The sequence below is a fragment of the Microbispora sp. NPDC088329 genome (assembly GCF_040685655.1).
Lineage (GTDB): Bacteria > Actinomycetota > Actinomycetes > Streptosporangiales > Streptosporangiaceae > Microbispora.
This window is the reverse complement of record NZ_JBFBIP010000002.1, coordinates 470,045-493,685: the sequence shown is the minus strand read 5'-3', so window position 1 is coordinate 493,685 and position 23,641 is coordinate 470,045. Positions and strand designations below refer to the sequence as shown.

The window sequence follows — 23,641 nt, the reverse complement described above, 5'->3', positions numbered from 1 at the left end:
CGGCGTGCTGCGGGTCGCGACCTACAACGTCCGGGGGCTCAGGGACGACCGGAGGGCGCTGGTCCGGGTGATCCGGGCCCTCCGGCCGGACGTCCTGTGCCTCCAGGAGGCCCCCCGCCTGCCGGGCTGGCGGCGGGAGCGGCGCACGCTGGCCCGCGCGGCCGGTCTGTCCGTGGCGGCCGGCGGCCGGGTGGGCGGGACCGCCGTCCTGATCGCCCCTGCCGTACGGCTCCTGCGCGGGCGTGGGCACCGCCTGCGGTGGTTCGCCGGGCTCGAATGGCGCTCCGTCGCGCTCGCCGTGGTGGAGAAGGACCGCGAGAGATACGCCGTGTGCTCGGCCCATCTCGATCTCCTGGCGGCGGCGCGCCTGAGCCACGCCGCCCAGATCGTGCCGCTCCTGGAGCGCGCCGCCCGCGAGTTCGGGGCCGCGCCGGTGCTCGCCGGTGATCTCAACGAGGCTCCCGGAGCCCCGGTCTGGCGCCTGCTCGGCGGCCGCTACACGGACTGTTTCACGGCCGCGCGGGGCCCGGCGCCGGCAACCGGTTCGGCAACCGGGTCGAAGACCGCGCCGGAAACCAGGCCGATCATGGGGCCGATCACCGGGCTGGAGACCGCCGCGGACGGGGACGCCGGCCGGGCCGGCGCGACGTTCCCGGCCCGCGATCCCCGCGTGCGCATCGACGCGATCTTCGCGGGTCCGGATCTGACCGTCGTGTCGTACGGCGGCGCGGACGTCCCGCCCGGCGACCTGGCCGTCGCGAGCGACCACCGGCCGGTCGTCGCCGAGATCGCCTTCACGCCGTCCGCGCGGGCCTGACGCCCCCTTCGCCCGCGTCCGGCGTACGCGCTGGTCGCTGGGGACGGCGGGCACCCGGATTCCCTCCGGTCGGGCAGGAGTGACACCGCCGCGCACCCGCATCTGCGGGTAATCGGATTCGCGGCCTGTGTGACGGGGAGTGCCCGCTCACCCGTACGATCGATTCATGACCCGCCGCCTCATACGGCGTGCGGTGCCGTTGTGTGTGCTGTTCGCCGGCCTGCTGGCCGGACTCCTCCCGCGCGCCACATCGGTCGCGCACGCGTACGCAGGGACCGACCGCGCCCAGGCGGAGCGCAGCCCGTCGGGGGACGAGGTCGCCCAGGACGCGGGTTCCTCCACCGGACGACTCCAGTCCGACGGTTCGCTGTCCGACGTCGCCGGCCTGTCGGCCAAGGACATCTGGGCCGTGGGCCAGGCGAACGCGTGGGACTTCTGGCGCAACCAGGGCGTCATCACCCACTGGAACGGATCCTCCTGGAGCGAGGTGCCGATCCGGGGCGACGCCACCGGCGCCGGGCACCTGCGGTCCGTCGCCGCCGCCTCCGCCACCGAGATCTGGGCGGTCGGCGACGGCCACGACGGCCTGCCGTACGTCGCGAAGGGCTCGCGCGACGGGTTCGACCGCGTCGGCGTGCCGCAACTGCGCACGGGGGACTGGCTCGGCGGCGTCGCCGCCTCCTCCGGCCGGCTGGTCGCGGTCGGCAGTCGGGACGGCAAGGCCTTCCTGCTGAGCAGCGGCGGCGCCGCCAAGGGCACGACCTGGAAGACCGTCCAGGGCCCGGAGGGCGCGATGTACGGCGTGGCGCTCGCGGGCCGGTCCGACGGCTGGGCGGTGGGCGACTCCGGCTCGGGCCCCCTGGCCATGCGCCTGACCGGCAGCGGGTGGAAACAGGCGGACCTGCCGGAGATCAAGGGCGGTTTCCTGCGGGACGTGTACGCGGACGGCCGCAAGCGCGCGGTCGCGATCGGCGGCCTCTACCAGAGCGGCGGCATCTCCCCGCTGGTCCTCGAATGGGACGGCCGGCACTGGAAGCGGGTGACGCCGCCGGAGCGGCGCGCCGAACTGTACGGCGTCACCGGCGACGGCGACGGCACCTTCTGGATCTCCGGATACGACCCGGGACACGAGACGGAGGGCTTCCTGCTCCGCTACGACGGCTCGCGCTGGACGGCGCTGCGCGGCCAGGAGGCGGCCGCGGATCGCACGGTGCGGCTCCAGGCGGTCGCGCACGTCGACGACCTCACGATGGCGGTCGGGCACACGCTGGACGGAAAGAGCCGCTACGTCGACCTCGTGGAGCGGTTCGCCCCGCCGTCCGGCGGCGCGGACGCGGCGGCGGTGAAGGCGGCCCCCAGCGCGGATTGAGAATCCCGCGCGGCGAGGGCGGCCGGGGCGGGGTGGGTGCCGGTGATCAGACGACCGCGCCGTCGTCCCAGCCGGAGTCGGCCGGCGGGCCGTCGCCCATGCGCACGACGAGGATCACGAACCCCGCGATGAACGCCGACACCGCGGCGAACACGATCCAGCCGTCCATGGGCCAGTGCAGCAGAGCGGCCAGGAGCAGGTAGGCGGGACCGCCGAACAGCGCCAGCCAGGAGATCCGGCTGAGCGCGTCCCCCGGCGGAAGCGGCGGAGGGGGCGGCGGGATGTAGTGGTCCTCGTCGTCGCCGACCGGCGCGGCAGGCTGCTCCTCGCCGGTCTCCTCGACGTCCCGGGTCCCGTCGCCGGGGGCACTGTCGCCGGTGCCCCCGGCGACGGTCTCCTCGGTGATGTTCTCCCGGTCGGGCCATGGCTGCTCGGCCGAGGCGTCCTCGGCTGTCTCGTTGAACGAGGCGACGATCTGGCGCCAGACCTCGTCCTCGTCACTTTGCGGCGTCACGTCGATCCCGGGTCACAAGTCCTTGGTCAAGGGTACCGAGGTGTGGGAGCGGATGAACTCCAGGCTCCCTTCGAAGATCACAGGCGCGTCGTTGTCGAGGGTGGCGACATGGTAGCTGTCCGCCAGCTCTCTGACCTCCAGATTGTTTCCCATCCTGGCCTGCAGGAACGCGACGCTCTCCGGCTTTACCACATGGTCGTCCCTGCTGTGGAACACCAGCACCGGCTGGGTCACCTTGGCGATGTCGGACTGGACGAGCTTCCACAGCCGGGGCAGCGTGGCGGCGGCCCGGACGGGCGTGCGCGGGTAGCCGAGCTCGCTCGCGCCCTCCTTCTTGATGTCGCCCGCGACCCCCGGGATCGAGCGTACGACGTACTTGAGCGCCGGAGCCAGCCGCAGCAGCGGCACGTCGTTGATCACGGACGGGTTCACCACGACGACGCCCGTCACGGCGTCGCCATGGACCTCGGCCAGGCGCAGCGCCATGCAGCCGCCGAGGGACAGGCCCATCACGAACGCCTGCGCGCACCGGCCGCGCAGATCGGCGAACGCCTTGTCCAGCTCGGCGTACCAGTCCTCCCAGCGCGTGCGGCTCATCTCCTGCCACGTCGTGCCGTGACCGGGCAGGCGTGGCAGGGAGACCGTGAGCCCCGCACGGGCGAGGTGTTCGCCCCATGGCCGGAGGGACTGCGGCGAGCCGGTGAACCCGTGACAGAGCAGGACGCCGATCTCGCCGCCCTCGTGGTGGTACGGCTCCGCACCGGGCAGCACTGGCATGGGATACCTCCGTGAAACGGCGGCGTGTTCCGCCCGATACTCGCACGTTGGTCAGCGTTAGTGCGAGAGGGCTGGGCGTGCGAAGATGACTGCACATCTGAGCCGAGGGGGTGCCCGCGTGTTTTATTGGGTGGTGAAGGCCATCCTCTGGCCCATCCTCCGCTTCGTGTTCCGCCCCTGGGCCGAGGGGGTGGAGAACGTGCCGAAGGAGGGACCGGTCATCCTGGCCGGAAACCACCTGTCGTTCGCGGACCACTTCTTCGGGGCCGGATTCCTGCCCCGCAAAGTGATCTCTTTGGGCAAGGCGGAGTATTTCACCGGCCGCGGACTGAAGGGAATGGTGAGCCGCGCCTTCTTCTCCGGCGTCGGCACCGTGCCGATCGACCGTTCCGGCGGCAAGGCGAGCGAGGCGGCGCTCCGCACCGGTCTGCGCATCCTCAGGGAGAACCATGTGCTCGGCATCTACCCCGAGGGAACCCGCTCGCCCGACGGCCGCCTCTACAAGGGCAAGACGGGCGTGGCCCGGCTCGCGCTGGAGGCGCGGGCGCCGGTGATCCCGTGGGCCATGGTCAACACGTTCGAGATGATGCCGCCCGGCCGGCCGATCCCCAAGTTCGGCATCCGCCCCGGAGTCCGGTACGGCAAGCCGCTCGACTTCTCCCGCTACTACGGGATGGAAAACGACCGACTCGTCCTGCGCGCGGTGACGGACGAAATCATGTACGCGCTGATGGAGCTGTCGGGCCAGGAGTACGTCGACAAGTACGCCTCGGCGGCCAAGACGGAAACGACGAGGGCAGCTCGCGAGAATTCCTAATACTTCCGGACCGGACGGGTAACGTGGCGATGTCCGCCGCGCACGGTTCAGACACGTCCTCAGGATCGGAAGGCGTAGAGCATGCCAGCACACAGGCACGGCACATGGGCCACGCCCGGCGCCCGCAGGCACGAAACCGACAACGGAGCGGACAACGGAGCGGGCGGCCCGGCCACGATCCCGGCGAGCAGGCCCGCCTCCCGGGACGTCGTTCGCGGGTGCGCCGGATGAGCGTCCGCGAAGAGCAGCAGGCCGAGTCCGGCTATCTGCCGCACCGCCAGATCCTCGTCGTGCTCTCCGGGGTGGCGGCGGGAATGCTGCTGGCCGCCCTCGACCAGAGCATCGTCGGCACGGCCCTGCCGCGCATCGTCAGCGAACTCGGCGGCCTCGACAAGCTGTCGTGGGTGGTCACCGCCTACCTGCTCACCTCGACCGCGGCGACCCCGCTGTGGGGCAAGATCTCCGACCTGTACGGCAGGCGGATCATCTTCCAGACCGCCATCGGCATCTTCCTGCTCGGCTCGGTGCTGGCCGGGCTGAGCCAGAACATCGGCGAGCTCATCGGTTTCCGGGCGATCCAGGGCCTGGGCGGCGGCGGCCTGATGGCGCTGGCGTTCAGCATCATCGGCGACGTCATCCCGCCGCGTGAGCGCGGCCGATACCAGGGCTACTTCGGAGCCGTCTGGGGCACCTCCAGCGTCGCGGGGCCGCTGCTCGGCGGCTTCTTCACCGACGGCCCCGGCTGGCGGTGGATCTTCTGGATCAACCTCCCGATCGGGCTCATCTCGCTCGTCGTGACCTCGCTGGCGCTGCGGATCCCCTTCACCCGCCGCAGCCACCGCATCGACTATCTGGGCGCGGGGCTGATCGTGGCCGGTGTGTCGTGCTTCCTGCTCTACCTCGACTGGGCGGGCGGCGAACTCGGCTGGACCTCTCCCGGCGCGCTGGCCCTCCTCACCGCATTCGTGGCGCTCGCGGCCCTGTTCGTGTTCGTCGAGTTGCGGGCGGCCGAGCCGATCCTGCCGATGCGGCTGTTCCGCAACAAGATCTTCAGCGTTGGCAACGGCTTCAGCTTCCTCGCGGGTCTGGCGATGTTCGGCGGCATGATCTTCTTGCCGGTCTACCTCCAGGCGGTCCAGGGGATGTCGCCGACGGTGTCGGGCCTGGCGCTGCTGCCGGCGGTCTTCGGCATCTTCTCCACGTCCATCGCGTCGGGGCAGATCATGAGCCGCACCGGCCGATACAAGATCTTCCCGATTCTGGGCGGGGCGGTCCTCCTGGTGGCCATGTGGCTGCTTTCCACGATCAAGGTGGACACGCCGTACTGGCAGGTGGCGGTCTACGCCTACTTCTTCGGCGCCGGGCTCGGATTCACCATGCAGACCATCGTCACGGCGATCCAGAACGCGGTGGAGCGCAGCGACATGGGCGTGGCGACGAGCTCGACGACGTTCTTCCGGTCGATGGGCGCCGCCATCGGCACGGCGATCATGGGCGCGGTCCTCACCAACCGGCTCACCCACTACCTTGCCGCCGAGTTCGGCGGCAAGATGCCGCCCGGGCGCGTGGACGCCAACAACGTGCAGGCGATCCAGCGGCTGCCGCAGCCGGTCAAGGACCATGTGCTGGTCGCGTTCACCAGCGCTATCGACGACGTGTTCCTCGCCAGCCTGCCCTTCGTCGCACTCGCGCTGGTCGTGGCCCTCTTCCTCAAGGAGATCCCGCTCGCCGCGCGGAACACCGAAGGCCCGGCCGCGATGGGCTGACGCCGGCGCGTATTCGTGGTGCTGGGCCGCGGTCCGGGCGTGCGCGGTCAGGGTGTGCGGCGTGCGCCGGTCCGGTGGTGCGCGCTCGGGACGGCGTCAGGTGAGGTGCGCGCGGATCTCACGGATATGGGCGGGGGCCGTGCGGCAGCAGCCGCCCACGTAACGGGCGCCGAGCGAGGCCCAGCCGGCCGCCGCCCTGCCGAACTCGACGGGATCGGCGAGACCCAGCCATCGGCGGTTCGCGGCGTCCCATGTCTCGCCGGAGTTCGGGTAGACGATCGAGGCTCCGTGTTTGATCAGATCGGGCATGAAGCGCGGCGCGGTGCAGTTCACCCCCACGGCTACCACCTGAGGGAGGCCGGCGAAGATCGCCGCGCACTCCTCGAACGGTGTTCCGTCGCTGATGTGCTCGCCGTCACGGCAGGAGAAGGTGACCCACGCCCGTACGGACGGCGTCTCGCGCAGGAGCCTCGCGAGCGCCCGCGCCTCGGCACGAGACGGGATCGTCTCGCAAGCCAGCAGGTCGGCCCCGGCCCCGGCGAGGATCTCGAGACGTTCCCGATGCCAGTCGGCCAGGCCGTCCTCGTCGAGGTCGTAGTCGCCGGTGTATTCCGCGCCGTTGGCCAGGTAGGCGCCGTACGGTCCCACGCTCGCGGCGACCAGCCCATGCCCGGCCTCGTCCCTCGCCTGTACGGCGATCCGCACCGACAGCCCGATGAGGTCGCGGGCCTGCCGGGGGGTCAGTCCGTGCCGTACGAACCCCGGGATGCTCGCCTGGTAGCTCGCCGTGGTGGCGACGTCGGCCCCGGCCTGGAAGTAGTCGAGGTGCGCCCGCCGGATGACACCGGGATCGTCGGCGAGCAGCCGTGCCGACCACAGGTCGTCGCTCAGGTCGCAGCCGAGTGCCTCCAGGTGCGTGGCGAGGCCGCCGTCGAGGACGATTGGGTTCATACCCGGCAACATTACGTGCTGAGGGAGATGGATATGAGCCGAGGGAGGCGGACGACGCCGAGCCGCGGGGCAGGACGAAGCGCGGCGCGGTGAGCCTCGGTCCTGGTCTCTCCCGGCACGCGAGCCGGCCTGGCCCCGGCCTGGCCCAGGCCTTCCGGCTTGGCCCCGGCCTTCCGGCTTGGCCCCGGCTTGCCCGGCCGGCCGGCCTGCCCCCCGGGCTTCCCGGTTGGGTTCCGGCCTGCCAGGAGGCCTGAGACCGAGCCGGGGCGCGCGCACGCTCGGTGCTCGCTCGGTGCCGGCGTCGACGTTGACGCGGACGTCGACGGCTGACGCTGCACTGGCGGCGGCTGCTGCGGTCGACCTCATGCTGGGCGGTCGCGGGTGGCGTGCCGGGAGGGATCGAGCCGGGCGCGCCCCGGGCGCGCCGCGACCCTCAGGGGAACCGATCGCCGGCTCGGTGCGTTGGCGGCACATGGGGCTGAAAGGGCTCATCAATCGGTTGCTGCGCCGCCGGTCTCCCGTCCCCGCAGGTGGACGCGACGACCGGCCCGACACGGGAGGGGTGAGGGAGCCGCGGCGTCCCGCGCCCACCCCGCCGTCCGACGTCATCCGCCTACCGGAACCCTCGTAGCGGCTTCGCTCTGAGCGAAACCCGCCCGGCGCGGCCGGGCCCGGCTTCCCCCGCCGGTGTCCCGGCCGAGCACGGCCGGCTGCTCTCCTCGCCGATACCCCCCGCCGTCCCGGCGTCAACTCCGCCGGGTGATGATTTCTCCGGCGCCGTCTCACGACCGCTTCCAGAAGGGACGCCGGCCCTCCTTCGCGCCGGGAGCCGCCTTGCCGCCAGGAGCGGAGCCCGGGGATGCGGAGTCGACGCCGCCGGGAGCGGAGCCGGGGGACGCGGAGCCGGCGCCGCCGGCCAGAGCGGTCAGCAGGTCGGCCGTCCGCCGCCACAGGTCGTCGAGTGAGACCTCCGCCCATTCGGCTCTTTCCAGGTCGCCCGCGAGCGCGGCGAGTTCCGGATGACCGCCCGCCATCTGGACGACGACGCGCAGGCGGCTGGCGAGATCCGCCAAATAGCGCCGCCTCTCCCGCTCCGGCAGCGACTCCGCCTGGCCCAGCTTCGCGAGCTCCTCGGCCAGCAGTGGCCGGATGCCCGCCAAATCCGTGACCGGTGCGGTGCCCTCGCCGGGATGAGGCAGGAACCCGCCGGCGGAGGATCCTCGGGAGCCGCCGACGGAGAACCCACGGGACGCCCGTCGCGGAGCCGGCGCGGGCACGGCGGCGTACGGCGGGGCAGCAGGCGCTGCAGGGGGCGCGCCCGGCGGCGGGGCCGCGGCGATGGGCCGGTCCGCCGCCGAGCCGGTGGCGGTCTCCGGTCCGGCCGTGGTGAAAGCGGCCATTCTCGCCATCATCGGCGCGCCCGCGACCATCATCGGCACCGCGGTCGGCAGCTCCCAGCCGCTCGGCGGTTCGACCGGCTGGATCACGCGGTGCTCCGGGCCCCCCTCGCCGGCGACGCGGGTGTCGACGGCCACGAAGGCGGTGAACCGGCACAGCACGCCGAAACGCAGCGAGATGTCGACGATTCGCTGTTCGAGGGAGTGATCACCCGTGGCGTATCGGTCCTCCAGGCCGCGCAGGTGCGCCCGCGCCCACACGGCCCGGGTCGCCGGGCCGTGGGCGGGACGGCCCTCGATCCGCTCCTCCCAGGGGCGGCCGTCGGCCGTGCGGCCGTGCACGATGAGGGCCCCGGCGGGGCGCCGTCCCCGGTAACGCCCGCTCACGACCAGAGGGACGCCGGGGTAGAGCGAACCGGTATGCGTGACGGTGTCCGCCACGAGATCCATGCCCTCCGCCTTCAGCGCGACGTCCGTCACCAGCGGCGAGCCGATGCGCCGGTGGATGTGCTCCATCGCCTCGTCGAGCCGGTCCTCCGACTCGACGAGTTCGCACCGCCCCGACCCGAGCAGGGCCAGCCGCCCGAGGAACCCCGCGTTCACCGCTCTGTCGATGCCCACGGTGTGCACCCGGACCCCGTGGAGCCGGGCGCCGATGCGTTCGAGGATCTCGTCCTCGTTGCCCACCTGACCGTCGGTCACCAGGACGAGCACCCGATCGCGTGCCTGCTCGCCGTACAGTCCGAATCCACCGTGTCGGCCGTCCTCACCCGGCTGACCGGGGTTCGTGCCGGTGGCCTTCCCCGGAGCGGGCGCAGTGTGGCCGTCGAGCAGCCACAGGGCCTCCTCCAGGGGAGCGAGCATCTCCGTCCCCCCGCGCGCGTCGAGCCGGGACAGGTGCTCGACGGCGCGGTAGCGGTTGCGGTCGCTCGCATCCACCAGTCCGCCCGAGAAGGCCCGCTCCACCACCGAATCGAACGAGAGCACGGCGAACCGGTCATGCCGGGTCAGCGTGTCGACGATCCGGGCGGCGGCGCGGCGCGCGGCCACCATCTTCCAGCCCGTCATGCTGCCGGAGCGGTCGAGCAGCAGGACGACGTCACGGGACGCGGTCCGAGTGGCGTCCTCCGGCGGCGGCAGCAGGGTCAGCACGAAGGTTCCCCCGGCGTCGGCCGTGTCCTTCGCCGTGTCCCTCGCTGTGCCTTCGGCGGAGCCGCTGCCGTCGGTCGTGCCTTGGCCGGGTGAGCCGGCGTCCGCGGCGTCGTCCGGGACGAGCGCGAGCGATGAGGAGGCGTCGAACGCCAGGCGCAGGATGAAGTCACGGTCGAGCCGCTCGCCGGGCCGCAGCCTGATCGTGTCGCCCTCCCTGCCGACCTCATGCAGGCTGGAACGGACCTCACGCAGGTCGAGCCCGGTGGGGTCGATCGTCGTCGCGAGCGACAGCCGTACGGGATAGGGGAAGCCGGGAAGCAGGACGGGCGGCGTGATCCGGGAGGCGTCGGGCACGGCGTCGGTGTCGGGTGCCACGCCGCCACCGGCAGACGGGCCGGGCAGCGGTGCCCCGGGGATGTAGCGGGGGGCCACGACCAGCGGGAAGCGGAACTCGGCCGCGCCGTCCTCGTAGGGAAGCGGCTGGCTCAGCGTGAGGCGGACCACCACGCGCTCCCCGGGAACGATGTTGCCGACCCTGATCGTGAACACGTCGGGCCGGTCCTCCTCGGCGATCGCCGCGCGCCTGCCCTCGGCGAGGGCCCGGTCGTAGTCGGCCCGTGCCTGCCCGCGCTCCTTGAGCACGCCGTCGACCACCCGGTCGTCCGCCTCCATCCGGAAGGCGGTGACCGCGGCCCGCGGCGGCAGCGGGAAGACGTACGTCGCCTCCAGCGACACGTCGAAGGCATTGCGGAAGGTCTGGACGACCTCGACGCCCGCCACCAGTCCGGTGACGTGGGCGGCGACGTCCACGCTTTCCAGCGGAAGGTTGCCCTTCTCGGTCTCAAGCGCTCCGAGCCCGGCGTCCGGCACGGGCCGGCACTCCTCCGGCCGCAGAGGTGTGATGGGAACGGTCATGACGTCATCCCTCCAGCGTGTCGGGCATGTTGGAAGCGTGTGGCTCGAGTGCCGAGGCGTCACGGGGGTCATGGGCGCTCTCGAACGGTCCGGCCAGACCGAGCGTGGCGAGGGCCGCGAGAAGCGGCGCCGCGGCCTGGCGCAGCGCGGCCACGTCGTGTCCATGTGGGACCCGGTGGGCCGGATCTAGTAGGACCGTCACCCCGGGCGCGAGCCGTACACCGTGCACGACGCCCGGGGTCACGGTGTTCACGCCCACGGCGTCGATTGGCCCGCTGATCACGGGCACGGTGTCAACGGGCCCACTGTTCACGGGCGCAGCGTCCCCCCGTGTGGTGTCCCTGTGCGGGGTGTCTCTGTGCGCGGTCGGGAAGTGGCCGGAGTCCGCCGTGGCGGCGGATGAGGCAGGGCGCGCCCAGAAGCGGTCTCGCGCCGCCGGCCGCGCGACGTCCGGGATGGCGGGCTCGGTGCCGGTTTCCGGACTCGCCCCGCACCAGCCGGGGGCCGGCGATGTCGCGGTGTCCGGCGGGCCAAGAGGGCGGTTCGCGCCGTTCGCCGGGGCCGGGACCGCCGGGCTGCGCGGAGGGGGCGGGGAGAGCGGCCGAGGCGCCGGTCCGGACAACGGCTCGGCGAGCCCGGCGACGCGCTGGAGCATGGCGTCGGTCGCGCCCGCCAGTTCCGCCTGGATGCCGGCGATGGACAGGCCGTCCGCCTGGCGGCGCTTCACGGCCACAAGCTGGAGCAGGTGACGGCGGCCGTAGAGGGCCACGCGGCCGCGCCGGCCCAGCGGGGGGTCGAGCAGCCCGATCGTCGTGTACCAGCGGATGAGGCGCTCGTTCGGCACTTCGCGGACCCTGCCGTTGGCGCGCGGCTCCGGACCGCCGACGCGCAGCTCCCGGTCCTTGGCCTGCGGCTCCGGACCGTCGTCGCGCGGCTCCCGGCCGTGGACGTGCCGCTCCTGGCTGAGCAGGTCCGCCGCCCGCTCCGCCAGTTCGCCGATCGTCCAGGTGTCGCTCATGCCTCCACGATGACACTGTCATAATGACACTGTCAATATCGCATTCCGTTATGCGGCGGCATGGTTTTCGAAGAGTTCGTCTTGGCGAGGGACGCCGCTTCTCCCGTCGTTCACACGAGACGGCTCGACTGGGTGCCGCGACGTGTGCGACGCGCCGCTGCGGGACAGGAGAACGCGGGACGGCAGACGCCGTACAGGCAGACGCGGAGCCGAACACGCGGCAGCCCACGGCGGAGCAACCGAGCGCGGAGCAGGAAGACAACGAGACACGGCGCGGGACAGGCGGACGCGGGGGCGGGAACCCCCGCTCCGGTGCCCGCCGGGCGGGCAGGGGAGCGAGGCGGCTCGGCCCGATCCGGCCCGGCGCGGCGGCCGCGCGGAACCGAGCGAACGGCCCGTCGGTGGGCGGCCGGCATGACCGGGTCAGGTCAAGGAGGCGGTCAGCGGTGCAGGGTACTTCCGTGCGATCGGCGGCGCCCTCGGCGCTGCCGGGAGCGATGTGGCGCGCGACGTTCGCACGGCCAGACGACGGAGGTGAGCCGCCCGGAGGCGAGCCGTACGGGCCGGGGGATTCGGACGGCCCGTTCCCGGCGGACGTGCTGCGGGCCCTGCCGCCGGGTTTCGCCGGCCGGGTCGTGGCGCGGTCGGGCGAGCGTGCCGGGGGAGTCCTCTGGCACGCGGCCCCGGACGGCGGCGGATGCTTCCCCGACGAAGACGGCTGGATATACGTGTCCAACTGCGCGCTGCCACTGCTCGGCGGCGTGACGGCGCTGCGTTTCGCCCTGGACGGGACCCTGCGCGGCGGATATCGCATCCTGTCCGGCGCCGACCGCTGCGAGGCCGGCGCTGCGACACCGTGGCACACCTGGCTGTCGGGCGAGCGGACGCCGTACGGCCGGGTCTTCGAATGCGACCCGTACGGCCTGCGCGCCCCCATGCCCCGGCTCGCGATGGGTTTGTTCACCCATGGTGGCATGGCGTGCGATCCCGGCCGGGGCGTCGTCTACCTGACGGAAGGGGAGCCGGACGGATGCCTGTACCGGTTCCGTCCTGACGACTGGGGCGACCTCACGACGGGCGTGCTGGAGGTGATGGCCGGCGACCCCGGCGAGGAGTTCGTGACCTGGGAACGGGTGCCGATCCCGGCCCTCCCTGACCACGTGCCCCTGCGTGAGCAGGTCAAAGGGGCCAGGAGGTTCGCGGGCGGAGGTGACTGCCGCTGCTCCGACGGCCTGGTGCGGTTCGTCACCGAGGGCGACGGCCGGGAGTGGGCGTACGACGCCGACCGCGAGCGCCTGACGGTGCTGCGCGAAACGGCCGGAGGGCCGGACGGCGGTGCGGACGGCGAGATCGTCCTCGTCGCCGGTGATCGAGCGGTGCCGTTTCTGCGCGTCACGGGCGGCTGGACCGTCGCGGGCCCTTCGATGTCCCCGGCCGGCGACCGGCTCTACTTCTCCTGCCGTCCACCCCGGAACGGGTCGCCGGCCCCGGCCCCCGTGACCGTCGAGGTCCGCGGGCCGTTCCACGATCTCGCCGGCGCCTGAGCCGGCGCCCCCACAAACCGGACTGCTCCGCGTCACGTCGAGGTGCACGCCGCGCAGCACACGCAGCGAGGTGAAGACGCTTCGGCGGATGCTCTGCGAACCGGCCGGCTTGGTCAGCCTCTTGCGTGTCCTCCTGCGCCCGGCGCGCGTGCCTGCCTTCTCGGATCGGAGGTTCGCGCTATCGAGGAGTGGTCCCTGCCGGCCGCCCAGACGACCAGCGCGCAGGCCGCGAACGCGGCCCCGAGGAGACTGCAGCCCGCCCAGCCGTGGGCGGTGAAGACGGCGGTGGTCGCGGCCGCGCCGAGGGCGGAGCCGAGCGAGTAGAAGACCATGTAGCCGCCGATGACGCTGCTGGTGCGATCCGGACGCGCGGCGGTCAGCAGGTGCTGGTTGCTCACATGCACGACCTGGACCGCGAAGTCGAGAACCACGATTCCGGCGATGAGGAGGCCCAAGCACGATGGCAGCCGCGCGATCGCCGCCCACGAGACGACGAGCAGGGTGAGCGCGAGACCGGTGACCGGGGCCGCCCGTCCTGCGTCCGCCCATCGTCCCGCGCGTGCCGCTCCGAGTGCGCCGGCGAGTCCGGCGATGCCGAACAGTCCGATCTGGCTCTGGCTCAGCTGCCAGGGCATGCCGGTGAGCGGCAGGGAGAGTCCGCTCCACAAGGTTCCGAAGGAGGCGAACAAGAAGAACGCGATGAGCCCGCGTGTCAGGAAGAGTCGCTGCCCGAACAGTCCGCCGAGCGAGACGACGGCTTGCCTGTACCCCTGATGCCGGTTGGGGCGCTCCTCCGACGGCAGGACGGCGAGGACGAGGGCCGCGAGCCCGAGTGACAGCACCGCGAGCACGGCGTAGGCGCTTCGCCAGCCCCACGCCTCGGCGAGTGCTCCGGTGACGACCCGCGCGCCCAGGATGCCGGCCACGACGCCCGAGGTCACGACACCGATGTTCCGTCCGCGTTCGGCGGGGGGCGAGACCGACGCGGCGTAGGCCACGGTGGTCTGCACCACGACCGCGAACACCCCTGCCGTCGCGATCCCCGCGAGCGCCACCCATGCGGCTGACGCCGAGGCCGTCACGATCATGCCCGCAGCGCTGATCGCCAGGTGCGCGGCGATGAGCGGGCGCCTGTCGACCACATCGCCGAGCGGCACCAGCAGCACCAGCCCGGCCAGATAGCCGATCTGGCCGGTCGCGACGATCCATCCAGTGCGGTCTGCGGACAGACCGAGATCGCGTCCCATCGGCTCCAGAACCGGCTGCGCGGCATAGATGCTCGCCACAGCGACACCACACACGACCGCGAGCAGTAACCGCCGCCACGCGTCCATCCCACTCCGATCCCTATCAGTAGCAAGTTGCAACCAATTCGACCGTAGGGCAGAATGGTTTCAATCTGCAACTTATTGGGAGGTGTCGTGTCGAGCAGCACCATGGGCGTCCCCGATCCGGCCTGGACCGACCCCGAGTGCCCGGTGGCCCGCACGCTCGACCTCGTCGGCGACAGGTGGAGCCTTCTCGTCATCCGTGACGCGATGGACGGGGCGCGGTCGTTCACCGAGTTCCAGCGACGCACCGGCATCGCCCGCAACATCCTCGCCGACCGCCTCCGCAGGCTGATCGCGCAAGGGCTCCTCGCCCAGCACACCGCACGGTCGGGACGCCGGCAGGAATACGTGCTCACCGACGCGGGCCGCGACCTCTTCCCGGTCATCCTCACCCTGCGGCAGTGGGGAGAACGCCACGCCTTCGCCCCCGGCGAGACCCATTCCGTCCTCGTCGACCGGCAGGGCATCCCCGTGCCGCAAGTCACGCCGACCGGCGCCGACGGCACCCCTCTCGACACCGGCACCACGTTCGTGCGGAAAACCCGATAACGAACCCGGCCGCGCCGTGACGAGGTGGCCTCGCCGGCTTCATCGTGCCGGCGCCGCGTCCGGGGGAGGAGCGGCAAGGCCGAATGCAGGGCGGGGCGAACCTCGTGAAGCCCGCCCGGCCCTTGCGTCGCCGGGGCCCTCATCGCCTGGTGTCCCGTCCACCTGCCCGAACGCCGTGATGTCACCGCCAGGGCCGCGGCAGCCGCCGGGCGGAGTCGCAGGTCACAGGTCCCTGGCCCATACCTGGTCGGTGACGGGGATGCCCGACTCCTCTGCCGGGTGCTGCTCCACCAGTTCGAACCCCGCGGCCTGGTAGATCCGCCGGGCGCCGGCGAGGACGTCGCGGGTCCAGAGCATGATTCGCCGGTAGCCGGCCGACGCGGCGAAGCGCAGACACTCCTCGACCAGTCGTCCGCCGATGCCCATGCCGCGCGCGGACGGCTCGACGAGCAGCAGGCGGAGCTGGGCCGTCGTGTCGTCCTTGCGCATGCAGAAGACGCTCCCCGCCGGCTCGCCGCGCACCTCGGCGATCCAGGCCGCCTCCCGGCGGGGGTCGTGGTCCTCGGCGTAATCGGCGACGATCCGCGCGACCAGGGCCTCGAACGCGGCGCCCCAGCCGTACTCCTCGCTGTAGAGGGCCCCGTGCCGCTGCACCACCCAGCCGAGATCGCCCGCCCGCGGCGGTCTGATCACGTACGGCTCGCGCCGATCGGGGGGCTCAAGCAGGCTCCGTACGGTGCTCATGGCGGTGACGAGCCGCCGGCGTTCGGGGTCGCCCAGCTTCGCGAGCATGGCCTCGATCTCGGCGGCCGAGCGCCTGTCGAGCACGGCGAACGTGTCGCGGCCCTTGGGGGTGAGCCGTACGACCTGGCGGCGGGCGTCCTCGGCCGACCGCTCGCGGGACACGAGCCCGTCGGTCTCGAACCTGGCGAGGATCCGGCTGAGGTAGCCGGGGTCGAGACCGAGCACGCTCCGGATGCCGGCGGCGTCCGCCGTCTCCCGGGTGCCGAGTTCGAACAGCACCCGCGCTTCGGTCAGGGAGTAGGGCGTGTCGTGCATCCCCGCCCCGAGCACCCCGATTACCGACGTGTAGAAGCGGTTGAACGAGCGGATTTCCGGCACGATGTCCATCTTTTCCCTTGCCTATCTCAAGGAAATGCTTGACTCGGTCAAAAATAATGCCGCGGCGAGCCATTGGGAAGCCGCCTCTCGCGGCGTGCGCGGTCTCGGCGTGCGAGACTGAGTTGGTCTGGTCGGCCGGGTGGCGTAGCCTCTCCTTTTGGTCTAGACCATTGTGCGAGGCTGGGGCAGAATGCGGTGCGGTGCAGCGCCGGGGTCTGCGTCGGGCCGCCGCGCCGTTCCACGCGTAATCCCAGATGGAGGAAGAACCCGTCATGCGTATTGGAGTCCTGACCGGAGGCGGCGACTGCCCCGGGCTGAACGCGGTGATCCGCGGCGTCGTCCGCAAGGGCGTCGGCGTGTACGGGCACGAGTTCGTCGGATTCCGCGACGGCTGGCGTGGCCCCCTGGAGGGCGACACCATGCCGCTCGACATCCAGGCCGTCCGTGGGATCCTGCCGCGCGGCGGCACCATCCTCGGTTCCTCCCGCACCAACCCGATCAAGATCGAGGGTGGCGTCGAGCGGATCAAGGAGAACCTCGCCGCGCAGGGCGTCGACGCGCTGATCGCCATCGGCGGCGAGGACACGCTGGGCGTGGCCAAGCAGCTCTTCGACCGCGACGTGAAGGTCGTCGGCGTGCCCAAGACGATCGACAACGACCTCAACGCCACCGACTACACCTTCGGCTTCGACACCGCGGTCAACATCGCGATGGAGGCCATCGACCGGCTGCACACCACGGCCGAGTCCCACCACCGCGCCCTGATCTGCGAGGTCATGGGCCGCCACGCCGGCTGGATCGCGCTGCACGCGGGCATGGCCGCCGGTGCGAACGTCATCCTCATCCCGGAGAAGCCGTTCGACATCGAGAAGGTCTGCGCCTACGTCGAGTCGCGGTTCAAGACCCGCTACGCGCCGATCATCGTCGTCGCCGAGGGCGCTCACCCGCTCGAGGGCCAGATGGCGCTGCAGGCGGGCGAGCTGGACGCGTTCGGCCACGTGCGCCTCGGCGGCATCGGCGAGGTCCTCGCCAAGGAGATCGAGAAGCGCACCGGCAAGGAGGCCCGCACCACGGTCCTCGGCCACATCCAGCGCGGCGGCACGCCCACCGCCTACGACCGCGTGCTCGCGACCCGCTTCGGCCTCGGCGCGATCGACGCGGTGCACGAGGGCGACTACGGCAAGATGATCGCGCTGCGCGGCACCGACATCGTCCGCGTGGCCCTCGCCGAGGCGACCGCCGAGCTCAAGACCGTGCCGGCCTCCCGCTACGAGGAGGCCGAGGTCTTCTTCGGCTGATCGGTCGCGGGCCCGTCACCACGGCCCGTGCACGATCTGGTACGGCTCCCGCGTCGCCCCGCGGGAGCCGTACGCATGCGGGGACCGCACTCGGCCGGTGGATAATCGGCGCTGTGGCACGACGGCATTACAGTGGGGAAGCCCGCATCGCGGTGACGCGTTGTCCTTGGCGTATGTCCCCCGGCCGTGCCCTCCCCGGTGTGGCGGCCGCCCTTGTCCGTCCGGAGGTTTCCACATGACCATGACCGCCCTCGGAGAGCCGTCGGTGCTGCTCAAGCTAGGCGAGGTGGTTCTGAAGGGCCGGAACCGCGAGATCTTCGAGATGCGCCTGCGGGCGAACATCAAGCACGCTCTCAAGGACCACCGGGTCGACATCCGCCAGCGGCACGGGGTGATCGCCCTGTTCCTGCCTCCGGGGACCGAGGTGGAGGAGGCCGAGACGGTGGCGGCGCGCGTGGCCGACGTGCCCGGCATCGTGCTGGTCCACCTGGCCTGGCGGGTGCCGAAGGACACGGACGCGATCACCAAGGCCGCGATCGAGCTGATCAGGGACACCGACGAGGTGGCCCGCAAGGCGCGCTTCGCCGTACGGTCGCGGCGCAGGGACAAGCGCTTCCCGCTCCGCTCCAACGAGCTGGACCGCGTGGTCGGCGGCGCGATCAACGACACCTTCGGGCTGCCGGTCGACCTGAGCAAGCCGGAACTGACCGTGCACATCGAGGTGGACAAGGACGAGGCGTTCCTGTTCACCGGCGGGCGACCGGGCCAGGGCGGCCTGCCGGTCGGTTCCAGTGGCCGGGCGCTGGCGCTGCTGTCCGGCGGCATCGACTCTCCCGTCGCCGCCTACCGCATGATGCGGCGTGGCCTGCGGGTGGACTTCCTGCACTTCTCCGGCATCCCGTTCACCACCTCCGAGTCGATCTACAAGGCGTACGCGCTGGTGCGCAACCTGGACAAGTTCCAGGGCAAGTCGCGGCTGTGGGTGGTGCCGTTCGGCAAGGCGCAGCAGTCCATCAAGAACTCCGGCCAGGACCGGCTCGCGGTGATCGCACAGCGGCGGCTGATGCTCAAGACGGCCGAGGAGGTCGCCCACCGCATCCACGCCGAGGCGCTGGTCACCGGAGACAGCCTCGGCCAGGTCTCCTCACAGACCCTGGCCAACATCACGGCCCAGGACCACGCGGTCGACCTGCCGATCCTGCGTCCGCTGATCGGCCTGGACAAGACCGAGATCATGGCCGAGGCTCGCAGGATCGGGACGCTAGAGATCTCCGAGCTGCCCGACGAGGACTGCTGCACGCTGCTCGCCCCCAAGCAGGCCGAGACCCGGGCGAAGATCGAGGACCTCAAGCAGATCGAGAGGCGCCTGGACGCCGAGGACCTGGCCGCCCAGCTGGCCGACTCGATCCAGCCGTACAAGCTCGACGTCTGACGCGACGCCGGTGAGCGGTCACCGGATCGGCGGTCGTCCGCCGTGGCCGGAACCCGGGCCGCATCGGGCGGCCCCGGGCCCCGGCGAGACGCGATCCAGCCGCGATCCAGCCGCGATGGATCCAGCCGGGAGACGGCTCAGGCGGAAACGGGCTCAGGCGAGGACTGGTTCAGGCGGGAACCGGTTCAGGCGGGGACCGCGGACGCCGCCGTGGCGGCGGTGCGGCCCAGCAGCGGGGGGAAGTCGCGCATGATCGCCGCGAGGGCGTCCAGGTCGCCGTCGACCAGCGCCTGCGGGCCGTCGCACAGGGCCTGCTCGGGGTGGGGGTGCACGTCGATGATCACGCCGTCGGCACCCACGGCGACGGCGGCGCGGGTGAGCGGCAGCACGAGATCGCGCCGGCCGCCGGAGTGCGACGGGTCCACGATCACCGGCAGGTGCGACAGCCGCTGGACGACCGGGACCGCCGAGATGTCGAGGGTGTTGCGGGTGGCGGGCTCGTAGGTCCGGATACCGCGCTCGCACAGCACGATGTCGAGGTTGCCGCGCTGGGCGATGTACTCGGCCGCCATCAGCCACTCCTCGATGGTCGCCGTCATACCCCGCTTCAGCATGACCGGCTTGCCCGCCGCGCCCACGGCCTGCAGCAGCGCGAAGTTCTGCGCGTTGCGGGTGCCGACCTGCAGCATGTCGGCGTACGACGCCACGAGCGCCACGTCGTGTGCGTCCACGACCTCGGTGACGATCGGCAGCCCGGTCTGCTCGCGCACGTCGGCCAGGATGCGCAGGCCCTCCTCGCCCAGGCCCTGGAAGGCGTACGGCGAGGTGCGCGGCTTGTAGGCGCCGCCGCGCAGCAGCGTCGCGCCGGCCGCCTTGGCCATCAGGGCGGCCTCCAGCGTCTGCCGCGGCGTCTCGACCGCGCACGGGCCCGCTATCAAAGTGACGGTGTCCGGCCCGATCGGCACGCCGCGCACGCTCACAGTGGAGCGTTGCGGATGATTGTCCCTGCTCACGAGCTTGTACGGCGTGGAGACCCGTACGACGTCCGCGACGCCCGGCATACCGCGCAGGTTGAGCGTGGCGAACTGCTCGACGTCGCCGATGAGGCCGATGATCGTACGGCTCACGCCGCGGCTCGCGAACGCCTCCCCTCCGGCCGCGGCGACGAGGTCGGCGATCGCCTCGACGTCGTCCTGCGTGGCCTCGGGGGTCATGACGATGACCATGGTGACTCCTCTTCCTGTGAACGGTGCGGGTCCGGAAAACGACGAAGGCCCCGGGTCCGTATGGACCCGGGGCCTTCGTTCGCCGTGGCTGTCAGCGCAGCGCATGGAGGCGATCGGTCCTCACGGGTCCGTCGCCATACCAAAACGACCAAGCGGTGCGCATGTGACGCAATATAGCGCACGCTTCCTTGATCGTGACACCCCACATGTGCCCGGGGTCCGGTGTGGTCGTCCTGCGAGCGGATGGCAGGATGGCCTCCGTGCCGGAGAAACCTGAGGAGGAGACGCGCCTGCCCCCGGGCCAGTACGTCCCACGCGGACGCCCCGTCGTCCATTACGGGAGGGTCCCGGCGTTCCGCCCTGAGACGTGGCGTTTCCAGGTGTTCGGCGCCACGGCCTCGGGCCAGGTCCACGATTTCTCGTGGGAGGAGTTCTCCTCGTTGCCCACCACGACGGTCATGGCGGACTTCCACTGCGTCACCAAGTTCTCCCTGATGGGCAACGAGTGGGGCGGCGTTCCCACCTCGGCGCTGCTCGACCGCGTCCCCCCGGCGCCGGGCGTGCGCCACGTCATGATCTGGGCCGAGTACGGCTACAGCGCCAACCTGCGGCTGTCCGACTTCGACCGTCCGACCACGCTGTTCGCCACGCACCTCGACGAGAGTCCGCTGTCCCCCGAACGCGGCTACCCCGTGCGGATGGTGGTGCCTCACCTGTACGCCTGGAAAAGCGTGAAGTGGGTGCGCGCGGTGGAGTACCTGACCGAGGACCGGCGCGGCTTCTGGGAGGAGCGCGGCTATCACAACCTGGCCGATCCCTGGAAGGAGCAGCGCTACTCATACCAGGAGGACCCGGGCGACGGCCCGCCATGAGGCCGCGGAGCGGCTACGGTGTCCGGCGTGTCATCAGCCGTCTGGGTCACGCTGTGCGCTCTCTGCGGGGTCTGCGGAGGCGCGCTGGGCCGCGCTCTCGCCCACCGCGCGCCTGCCCCCGGTGAACTGCCGGGCGAGGCGACGTTCCTCGCCCTGCGGGTCGCCGGGCTGGCGGCTTCCTCGCTGCGCGCGGGGCTCACCCGCGGCTCCGCCCGCCGTGCCGTACCGCACCTGCGGACGTTGCTCGGCACCGCGGGCCTGGTCGTCGCCACGAATGATCGCGTCCTGGCCAGGAACGGCACGGGGGTGCCGGCGGACGAGGTGGTCCTCGCCGAGGTGCGCGCGACCATGGCGGGCGGCAGGCCGCGCCTCGCCCCCGCTTCGGGAGGCGATCGGCACGGGGTGGTCGTCCCCCTGACCGTGGAGGGCCGGGCGGTCGGCGCGCTCGCGGCGTACGACGCGCGGATCGGCGCCGCCCTGCCGCGCACGGCGGCCGAGGTGGGCCGCTGGATGTCCGGCCAGCTCGAACTCGCCGAACTCGACGCCTCCCGCAGACGGACGCTGGAGGCGGAGGCGCGGGCCCTGCGGGCGCAGATCTCGCCCCACTTCGTGTACAACTCGCTGACCACCATCGCCTCGTTCGTCCGTACCGACCCCGAGCGTGCCCGCGAACTGCTACTCGACTTCGCCGACTTCATCCGGTACGCGCTGCGCCGGGCGGCCGACTTCACCTCGCTCGCCGACGAGCTGACCTGCGTGGACCGCTATCTCCTGCTCGAACAGGCGAGGTTCGGCGACAAGCTGCGCTTCACCGTCCAGGTCGCCCCCGAGGTGCTGAAGGTCGACGTGCCGTTCCTGTGCCTGCAACCCCTGGTGGAGAACGCCATCAAACACGGCATGCCGGGGGAGGTCCGGGTCGTGATCAGGGACGCGGGGCCGGAGGCGCACATCTGGGTCGAGGACGACGGCGTCGGCATGGACCCCGAGCATCTGCGGGCCGCGCTCACGGAGGAACGCCGCGGGATCGGGCTGAGCAACGTCGACGTGCGCATGCGCCACCTCTACGGCCAGGACTACGGGCTCATGGTCGAGACGGCGCCGGGCAAGGGCACCCGCATCCGGCTGCGCATCCCCAAGACCCGTCCGCGCACCGCCCCGGCCCGCCCCTGACCCGCCGCGGCCGCAGTCAGGCCACGATGGCCGGACCGGGGGCTCAGCCGGTCAGGAGCGGGAGCCGGAGGACGAACCGGGCGCCGCGCGGGGAGTCCTCCACGCACAGGCTGCCGTCGTGCGCCACCGCGATCGCCCGGCACAGGGCCAGGCCGAGGCCGCTGCCGTCGGGATCGAGGCGACGTCCCGCCTCCAGACGTGTGAAGGGTTCGAAGATGCGCTCCCTGTCCTCCTTGCCGACGCCGTCGCCGTCGTCCAGCACCACCACCAGCGCCTGGGCGCCGGCGCGCTCGGCGCTCACGTCCACCTGGCCGGTGGCGTGGCGCTGCGCGTTCACCAGAAGGTTCGTCACGATGCTGGCCAGCTGCACGCGGTTGCCGAGGACCCGCACGTCCGGCTCGGTCCTGGCGTGCACCGGCACGCCCGTGCGCGCCGCCGCCTCGGCGCGTACGAGTGCCCCGAGGTCCACCGGCTCGGACGAGCACGGCGTGTTGCGGAACCGGGCGAAGGCGAGCAGCTCGTCGATGATCTGCTGCATGCGGTCGGTGGCCGGCAGCGACCTGGCGATCGCCTCCCGTGCGTCGATCTCCGGGTAGAGCAGTGCCTCCTCCAGCCCGGTACGCAGGCCGGTGAGCGGGGACTTGAGCTCGTGGGACACGACGGCGGCGAACTCCCGCTGCCGCGTGACCGCCGACTCCAGCCGGCCGAGCGTCTGGTTCGCGGCGCGGGCGAGCCGGGCGATCTCGTCCCGGCCGGACGGCTGCGGCACCCTCAGGGACAGGTCGTTGGCGTTGATCTCCGACATCCGCTGCCGGATCGCGTTGATGGGGCGCAGGATGCGGCCCGTCGCCCGCCAGGTCGTCCACGTCCACAGAACCGCAAGCAGCGCCCCGCCGCTACCGATGAGAAGCTCCAGTCGCTGCCCGCGCAGGGCGGGAGGCTGGTCCGTGCCGACGTAGACGAAGTGGGGCTCGCCCCGCCAGAGCTCCCAGGACTGCAACGACGGGATCCGGCCGGCCGTCAGCATGACGCACCGCTCGCTCTCGGGGCACTCGGTCACGTCGCGGAAACGGTTCTCCTCGGTCGGCCTGACCGTGCTCAGCGGCCGATCGCCGGCCATGGGCCCGGCCGTCACCACCCGGCCCCGCGAGTCGACGAGCTGGACGAGCGGGACCCGCGCCGTCGGCGCCGGCGGCGGAACCTGCCCGCGTTCCATCAGGCCGATCCACTCGGTGGCGACGCGCCGTGTCTCCTTGAAGATCTCGCTCTCGACCCGGTTCCGGATCAGCAGGCACAGGCCGGCCGCGATCACCGCGGCGACGAGCACGGACACCGCCGCCACGGCCAGCGTCACGCGCGCCTGGATGGAGTGGGAGAGGGGAAGGAACGTGCCCGGCCTGATGCTCATCTAAGTTCCTCGTTCGGGCCTGGTCTCCCTGTCAACGGTAAGCAGCCGTGGTGGATGAAAGGACTTTTGGACGGCGAAAGGCGAATAGCTCTACCTAGTTTTGGCCTGAGACTTGCCTCGGCACCGGCCGTGATTGTGGCGGAGGGTATCGGGAATGTCACCTACCGCTCGGTCACCCCTTGCGCGGAGGGCGGGC

The 23,641-nt window shown here is 71.9% G+C and carries 19 protein-coding genes; 10 read left to right on the top strand and 9 right to left on the bottom strand.

Features of this window, described 5'->3' with window-relative positions:
• The first annotated feature begins 4 nt into the window (after positions 1 to 4).
• Positions 5 to 817, top strand: coding sequence for an endonuclease/exonuclease/phosphatase family protein (locus tag AB0O28_RS06700; RefSeq protein ID WP_363637028.1), 813 nt, complete (start codon positions 5 to 7; stop codon positions 815 to 817).
• Between the two features lie 166 nt (positions 818 to 983).
• Positions 984 to 2,186 carry a hypothetical protein gene (locus AB0O28_RS06695; RefSeq protein WP_363637026.1) on the top strand — a complete coding sequence of 401 codons (1,203 nt, stop codon included), beginning with the start codon at positions 984 to 986 and terminating at the stop codon, positions 2,184 to 2,186.
• Positions 2,187 to 2,232: 46 nt separating this feature from the next.
• Here the strand turns inward: AB0O28_RS06695 and AB0O28_RS06690 are convergent, their stop codons facing one another.
• Both AB0O28_RS06690 and AB0O28_RS06685 read right to left on the bottom strand, forming a co-directional pair.
• The gene (locus tag AB0O28_RS06690) at positions 2,233 to 2,700 is read right to left on the bottom strand and encodes a hypothetical protein (protein ID WP_363637024.1); all 468 of its coding nucleotides are present in this window, start codon (positions 2,698 to 2,700) and stop codon (positions 2,233 to 2,235) included.
• Positions 2,701 to 2,712: 12 nt separating this feature from the next.
• Positions 2,713 to 3,477 carry an alpha/beta fold hydrolase gene (locus AB0O28_RS06685; RefSeq protein WP_363637022.1) on the bottom strand — a complete coding sequence of 255 codons (765 nt, stop codon included), beginning with the start codon at positions 3,475 to 3,477 and terminating at the stop codon, positions 2,713 to 2,715.
• 118 nt (positions 3,478 to 3,595) lie between these two features.
• On the opposite strand from AB0O28_RS06685, the gene AB0O28_RS06680 reads away from it, so the two are divergent.
• Positions 3,596 to 4,294 (top strand): lysophospholipid acyltransferase family protein, encoded by a 699-nt coding sequence (locus AB0O28_RS06680; RefSeq protein ID WP_363637020.1) that lies wholly within the window; start codon positions 3,596 to 3,598, stop codon positions 4,292 to 4,294.
• A 227-nt stretch (positions 4,295 to 4,521) separates the two neighbouring features.
• Positions 4,522 to 6,060, top strand: a complete 1,539-nt coding sequence (locus AB0O28_RS06675) for an MDR family MFS transporter (RefSeq protein WP_363637018.1) — start codon at positions 4,522 to 4,524, stop codon at positions 6,058 to 6,060.
• A 96-nt stretch (positions 6,061 to 6,156) separates the two neighbouring features.
• Here the strand turns inward: AB0O28_RS06675 and mmuM are convergent, their stop codons facing one another.
• The 3 genes from mmuM to AB0O28_RS06660 form a co-directional block, all read right to left on the bottom strand.
• Positions 6,157 to 7,011, bottom strand: coding sequence for a homocysteine S-methyltransferase (mmuM, locus tag AB0O28_RS06670; protein ID WP_363637016.1), 855 nt, complete (start codon positions 7,009 to 7,011; stop codon positions 6,157 to 6,159).
• Between the two features lie 782 nt (positions 7,012 to 7,793).
• Positions 7,794 to 10,475: a VIT domain-containing protein gene (locus AB0O28_RS06665; RefSeq protein WP_363637014.1), complete on the bottom strand. Its 2,682-nt coding sequence runs from the start codon at positions 10,473 to 10,475 to the stop codon at positions 7,794 to 7,796.
• Between the two features lie 4 nt (positions 10,476 to 10,479).
• Positions 10,480 to 11,493 (bottom strand): MerR family transcriptional regulator, encoded by a 1,014-nt coding sequence (locus tag AB0O28_RS06660; protein ID WP_363637011.1) that lies wholly within the window; start codon positions 11,491 to 11,493, stop codon positions 10,480 to 10,482.
• A gap of 446 nt (positions 11,494 to 11,939) precedes the next feature.
• On the opposite strand from AB0O28_RS06660, the gene AB0O28_RS06655 reads away from it, so the two are divergent.
• Positions 11,940 to 13,037, top strand: coding sequence for an alkaline phosphatase PhoX (locus AB0O28_RS06655; protein ID WP_363637008.1), 1,098 nt, complete (start codon positions 11,940 to 11,942; stop codon positions 13,035 to 13,037).
• Between the two features lie 113 nt (positions 13,038 to 13,150).
• On the opposite strand, the gene AB0O28_RS06650 is transcribed toward AB0O28_RS06655, so the two are convergent.
• Positions 13,151 to 14,371: an MFS transporter gene (locus AB0O28_RS06650; protein WP_363637006.1), complete on the bottom strand. Its 1,221-nt coding sequence runs from the start codon at positions 14,369 to 14,371 to the stop codon at positions 13,151 to 13,153.
• Between the two features lie 87 nt (positions 14,372 to 14,458).
• On the opposite strand from AB0O28_RS06650, the gene AB0O28_RS06645 reads away from it, so the two are divergent.
• Positions 14,459 to 14,917 carry a helix-turn-helix domain-containing protein gene (locus tag AB0O28_RS06645; protein WP_363637004.1) on the top strand — a complete coding sequence of 153 codons (459 nt, stop codon included), beginning with the start codon at positions 14,459 to 14,461 and terminating at the stop codon, positions 14,915 to 14,917.
• A 222-nt stretch (positions 14,918 to 15,139) separates the two neighbouring features.
• Here the strand turns inward: AB0O28_RS06645 and AB0O28_RS06640 are convergent, their stop codons facing one another.
• Positions 15,140 to 16,048 carry a helix-turn-helix domain-containing GNAT family N-acetyltransferase gene (locus tag AB0O28_RS06640; RefSeq protein WP_363637002.1) on the bottom strand — a complete coding sequence of 303 codons (909 nt, stop codon included), beginning with the start codon at positions 16,046 to 16,048 and terminating at the stop codon, positions 15,140 to 15,142.
• 263 nt (positions 16,049 to 16,311) lie between these two features.
• On the opposite strand from AB0O28_RS06640, the gene AB0O28_RS06635 reads away from it, so the two are divergent.
• Positions 16,312 to 17,337, top strand: coding sequence for a 6-phosphofructokinase (locus tag AB0O28_RS06635; protein ID WP_139574511.1), 1,026 nt, complete (start codon positions 16,312 to 16,314; stop codon positions 17,335 to 17,337).
• A gap of 235 nt (positions 17,338 to 17,572) precedes the next feature.
• Complete coding sequence (gene thiI / locus AB0O28_RS06630) at positions 17,573 to 18,769, top strand: tRNA uracil 4-sulfurtransferase ThiI (RefSeq protein ID WP_363636999.1); 1,197 nt, start codon at positions 17,573 to 17,575, stop codon at positions 18,767 to 18,769.
• Positions 18,770 to 18,954: 185 nt separating this feature from the next.
• Here the strand turns inward: thiI and aroF are convergent, their stop codons facing one another.
• Positions 18,955 to 19,995 (bottom strand): 3-deoxy-7-phosphoheptulonate synthase, encoded by a 1,041-nt coding sequence (gene aroF / locus AB0O28_RS06625; protein WP_363636997.1) that lies wholly within the window; start codon positions 19,993 to 19,995, stop codon positions 18,955 to 18,957.
• Positions 19,996 to 20,246: 251 nt separating this feature from the next.
• Here aroF and AB0O28_RS06620 point away from each other — a divergent pair, with 251 nt between their 5' ends.
• Positions 20,247 to 20,867 carry a molybdopterin-dependent oxidoreductase gene (locus AB0O28_RS06620; protein WP_363636995.1) on the top strand — a complete coding sequence of 207 codons (621 nt, stop codon included), beginning with the start codon at positions 20,247 to 20,249 and terminating at the stop codon, positions 20,865 to 20,867.
• Between the two features lie 27 nt (positions 20,868 to 20,894).
• Positions 20,895 to 22,037 carry a histidine kinase gene (locus AB0O28_RS06615; protein ID WP_363636993.1) on the top strand — a complete coding sequence of 381 codons (1,143 nt, stop codon included), beginning with the start codon at positions 20,895 to 20,897 and terminating at the stop codon, positions 22,035 to 22,037.
• Positions 22,038 to 22,080: 43 nt separating this feature from the next.
• On the opposite strand, the gene AB0O28_RS06610 is transcribed toward AB0O28_RS06615, so the two are convergent.
• Positions 22,081 to 23,445: a HAMP domain-containing sensor histidine kinase gene (locus AB0O28_RS06610; RefSeq protein ID WP_363636991.1), complete on the bottom strand. Its 1,365-nt coding sequence runs from the start codon at positions 23,443 to 23,445 to the stop codon at positions 22,081 to 22,083.
• Between the last annotated feature and the right edge of the window lie 196 nt (positions 23,446 to 23,641).

Coding starts and splice junctions, on each gene's coding strand:
- AB0O28_RS06695 (WP_363637026.1), top strand. CDS start 984: ATGACCCGCCGCCTCATACGGCGTGCGGTGCCGTTGTGTGTGCTGTTC.
- AB0O28_RS06685 (WP_363637022.1), bottom strand. CDS start 3,477: ATGCCAGTGCTGCCCGGTGCGGAGCCGTACCACCACGAGGGCGGCGAG.
- AB0O28_RS06675 (WP_363637018.1), top strand. CDS start 4,522: ATGAGCGTCCGCGAAGAGCAGCAGGCCGAGTCCGGCTATCTGCCGCAC.
- mmuM (WP_363637016.1), bottom strand. CDS start 7,011: ATGAACCCAATCGTCCTCGACGGCGGCCTCGCCACGCACCTGGAGGCA.
- AB0O28_RS06665 (WP_363637014.1), bottom strand. CDS start 10,475: ATGACCGTTCCCATCACACCTCTGCGGCCGGAGGAGTGCCGGCCCGTG.
- AB0O28_RS06660 (WP_363637011.1), bottom strand. CDS start 11,493: ATGAGCGACACCTGGACGATCGGCGAACTGGCGGAGCGGGCGGCGGAC.
- AB0O28_RS06650 (WP_363637006.1), bottom strand. CDS start 14,371: ATGGACGCGTGGCGGCGGTTACTGCTCGCGGTCGTGTGTGGTGTCGCT.
- AB0O28_RS06640 (WP_363637002.1), bottom strand. CDS start 16,048: ATGGACATCGTGCCGGAAATCCGCTCGTTCAACCGCTTCTACACGTCG.
- AB0O28_RS06635 (WP_139574511.1), top strand. CDS start 16,312: ATGCGTATTGGAGTCCTGACCGGAGGCGGCGACTGCCCCGGGCTGAAC.
- thiI (WP_363636999.1), top strand. CDS start 17,573: ATGACCATGACCGCCCTCGGAGAGCCGTCGGTGCTGCTCAAGCTAGGC.
- aroF (WP_363636997.1), bottom strand. CDS start 19,995: ATGGTCATCGTCATGACCCCCGAGGCCACGCAGGACGACGTCGAGGCG.
- AB0O28_RS06620 (WP_363636995.1), top strand. CDS start 20,247: ATGGCCTCCGTGCCGGAGAAACCTGAGGAGGAGACGCGCCTGCCCCCG.
- AB0O28_RS06610 (WP_363636991.1), bottom strand. CDS start 23,445: ATGAGCATCAGGCCGGGCACGTTCCTTCCCCTCTCCCACTCCATCCAG.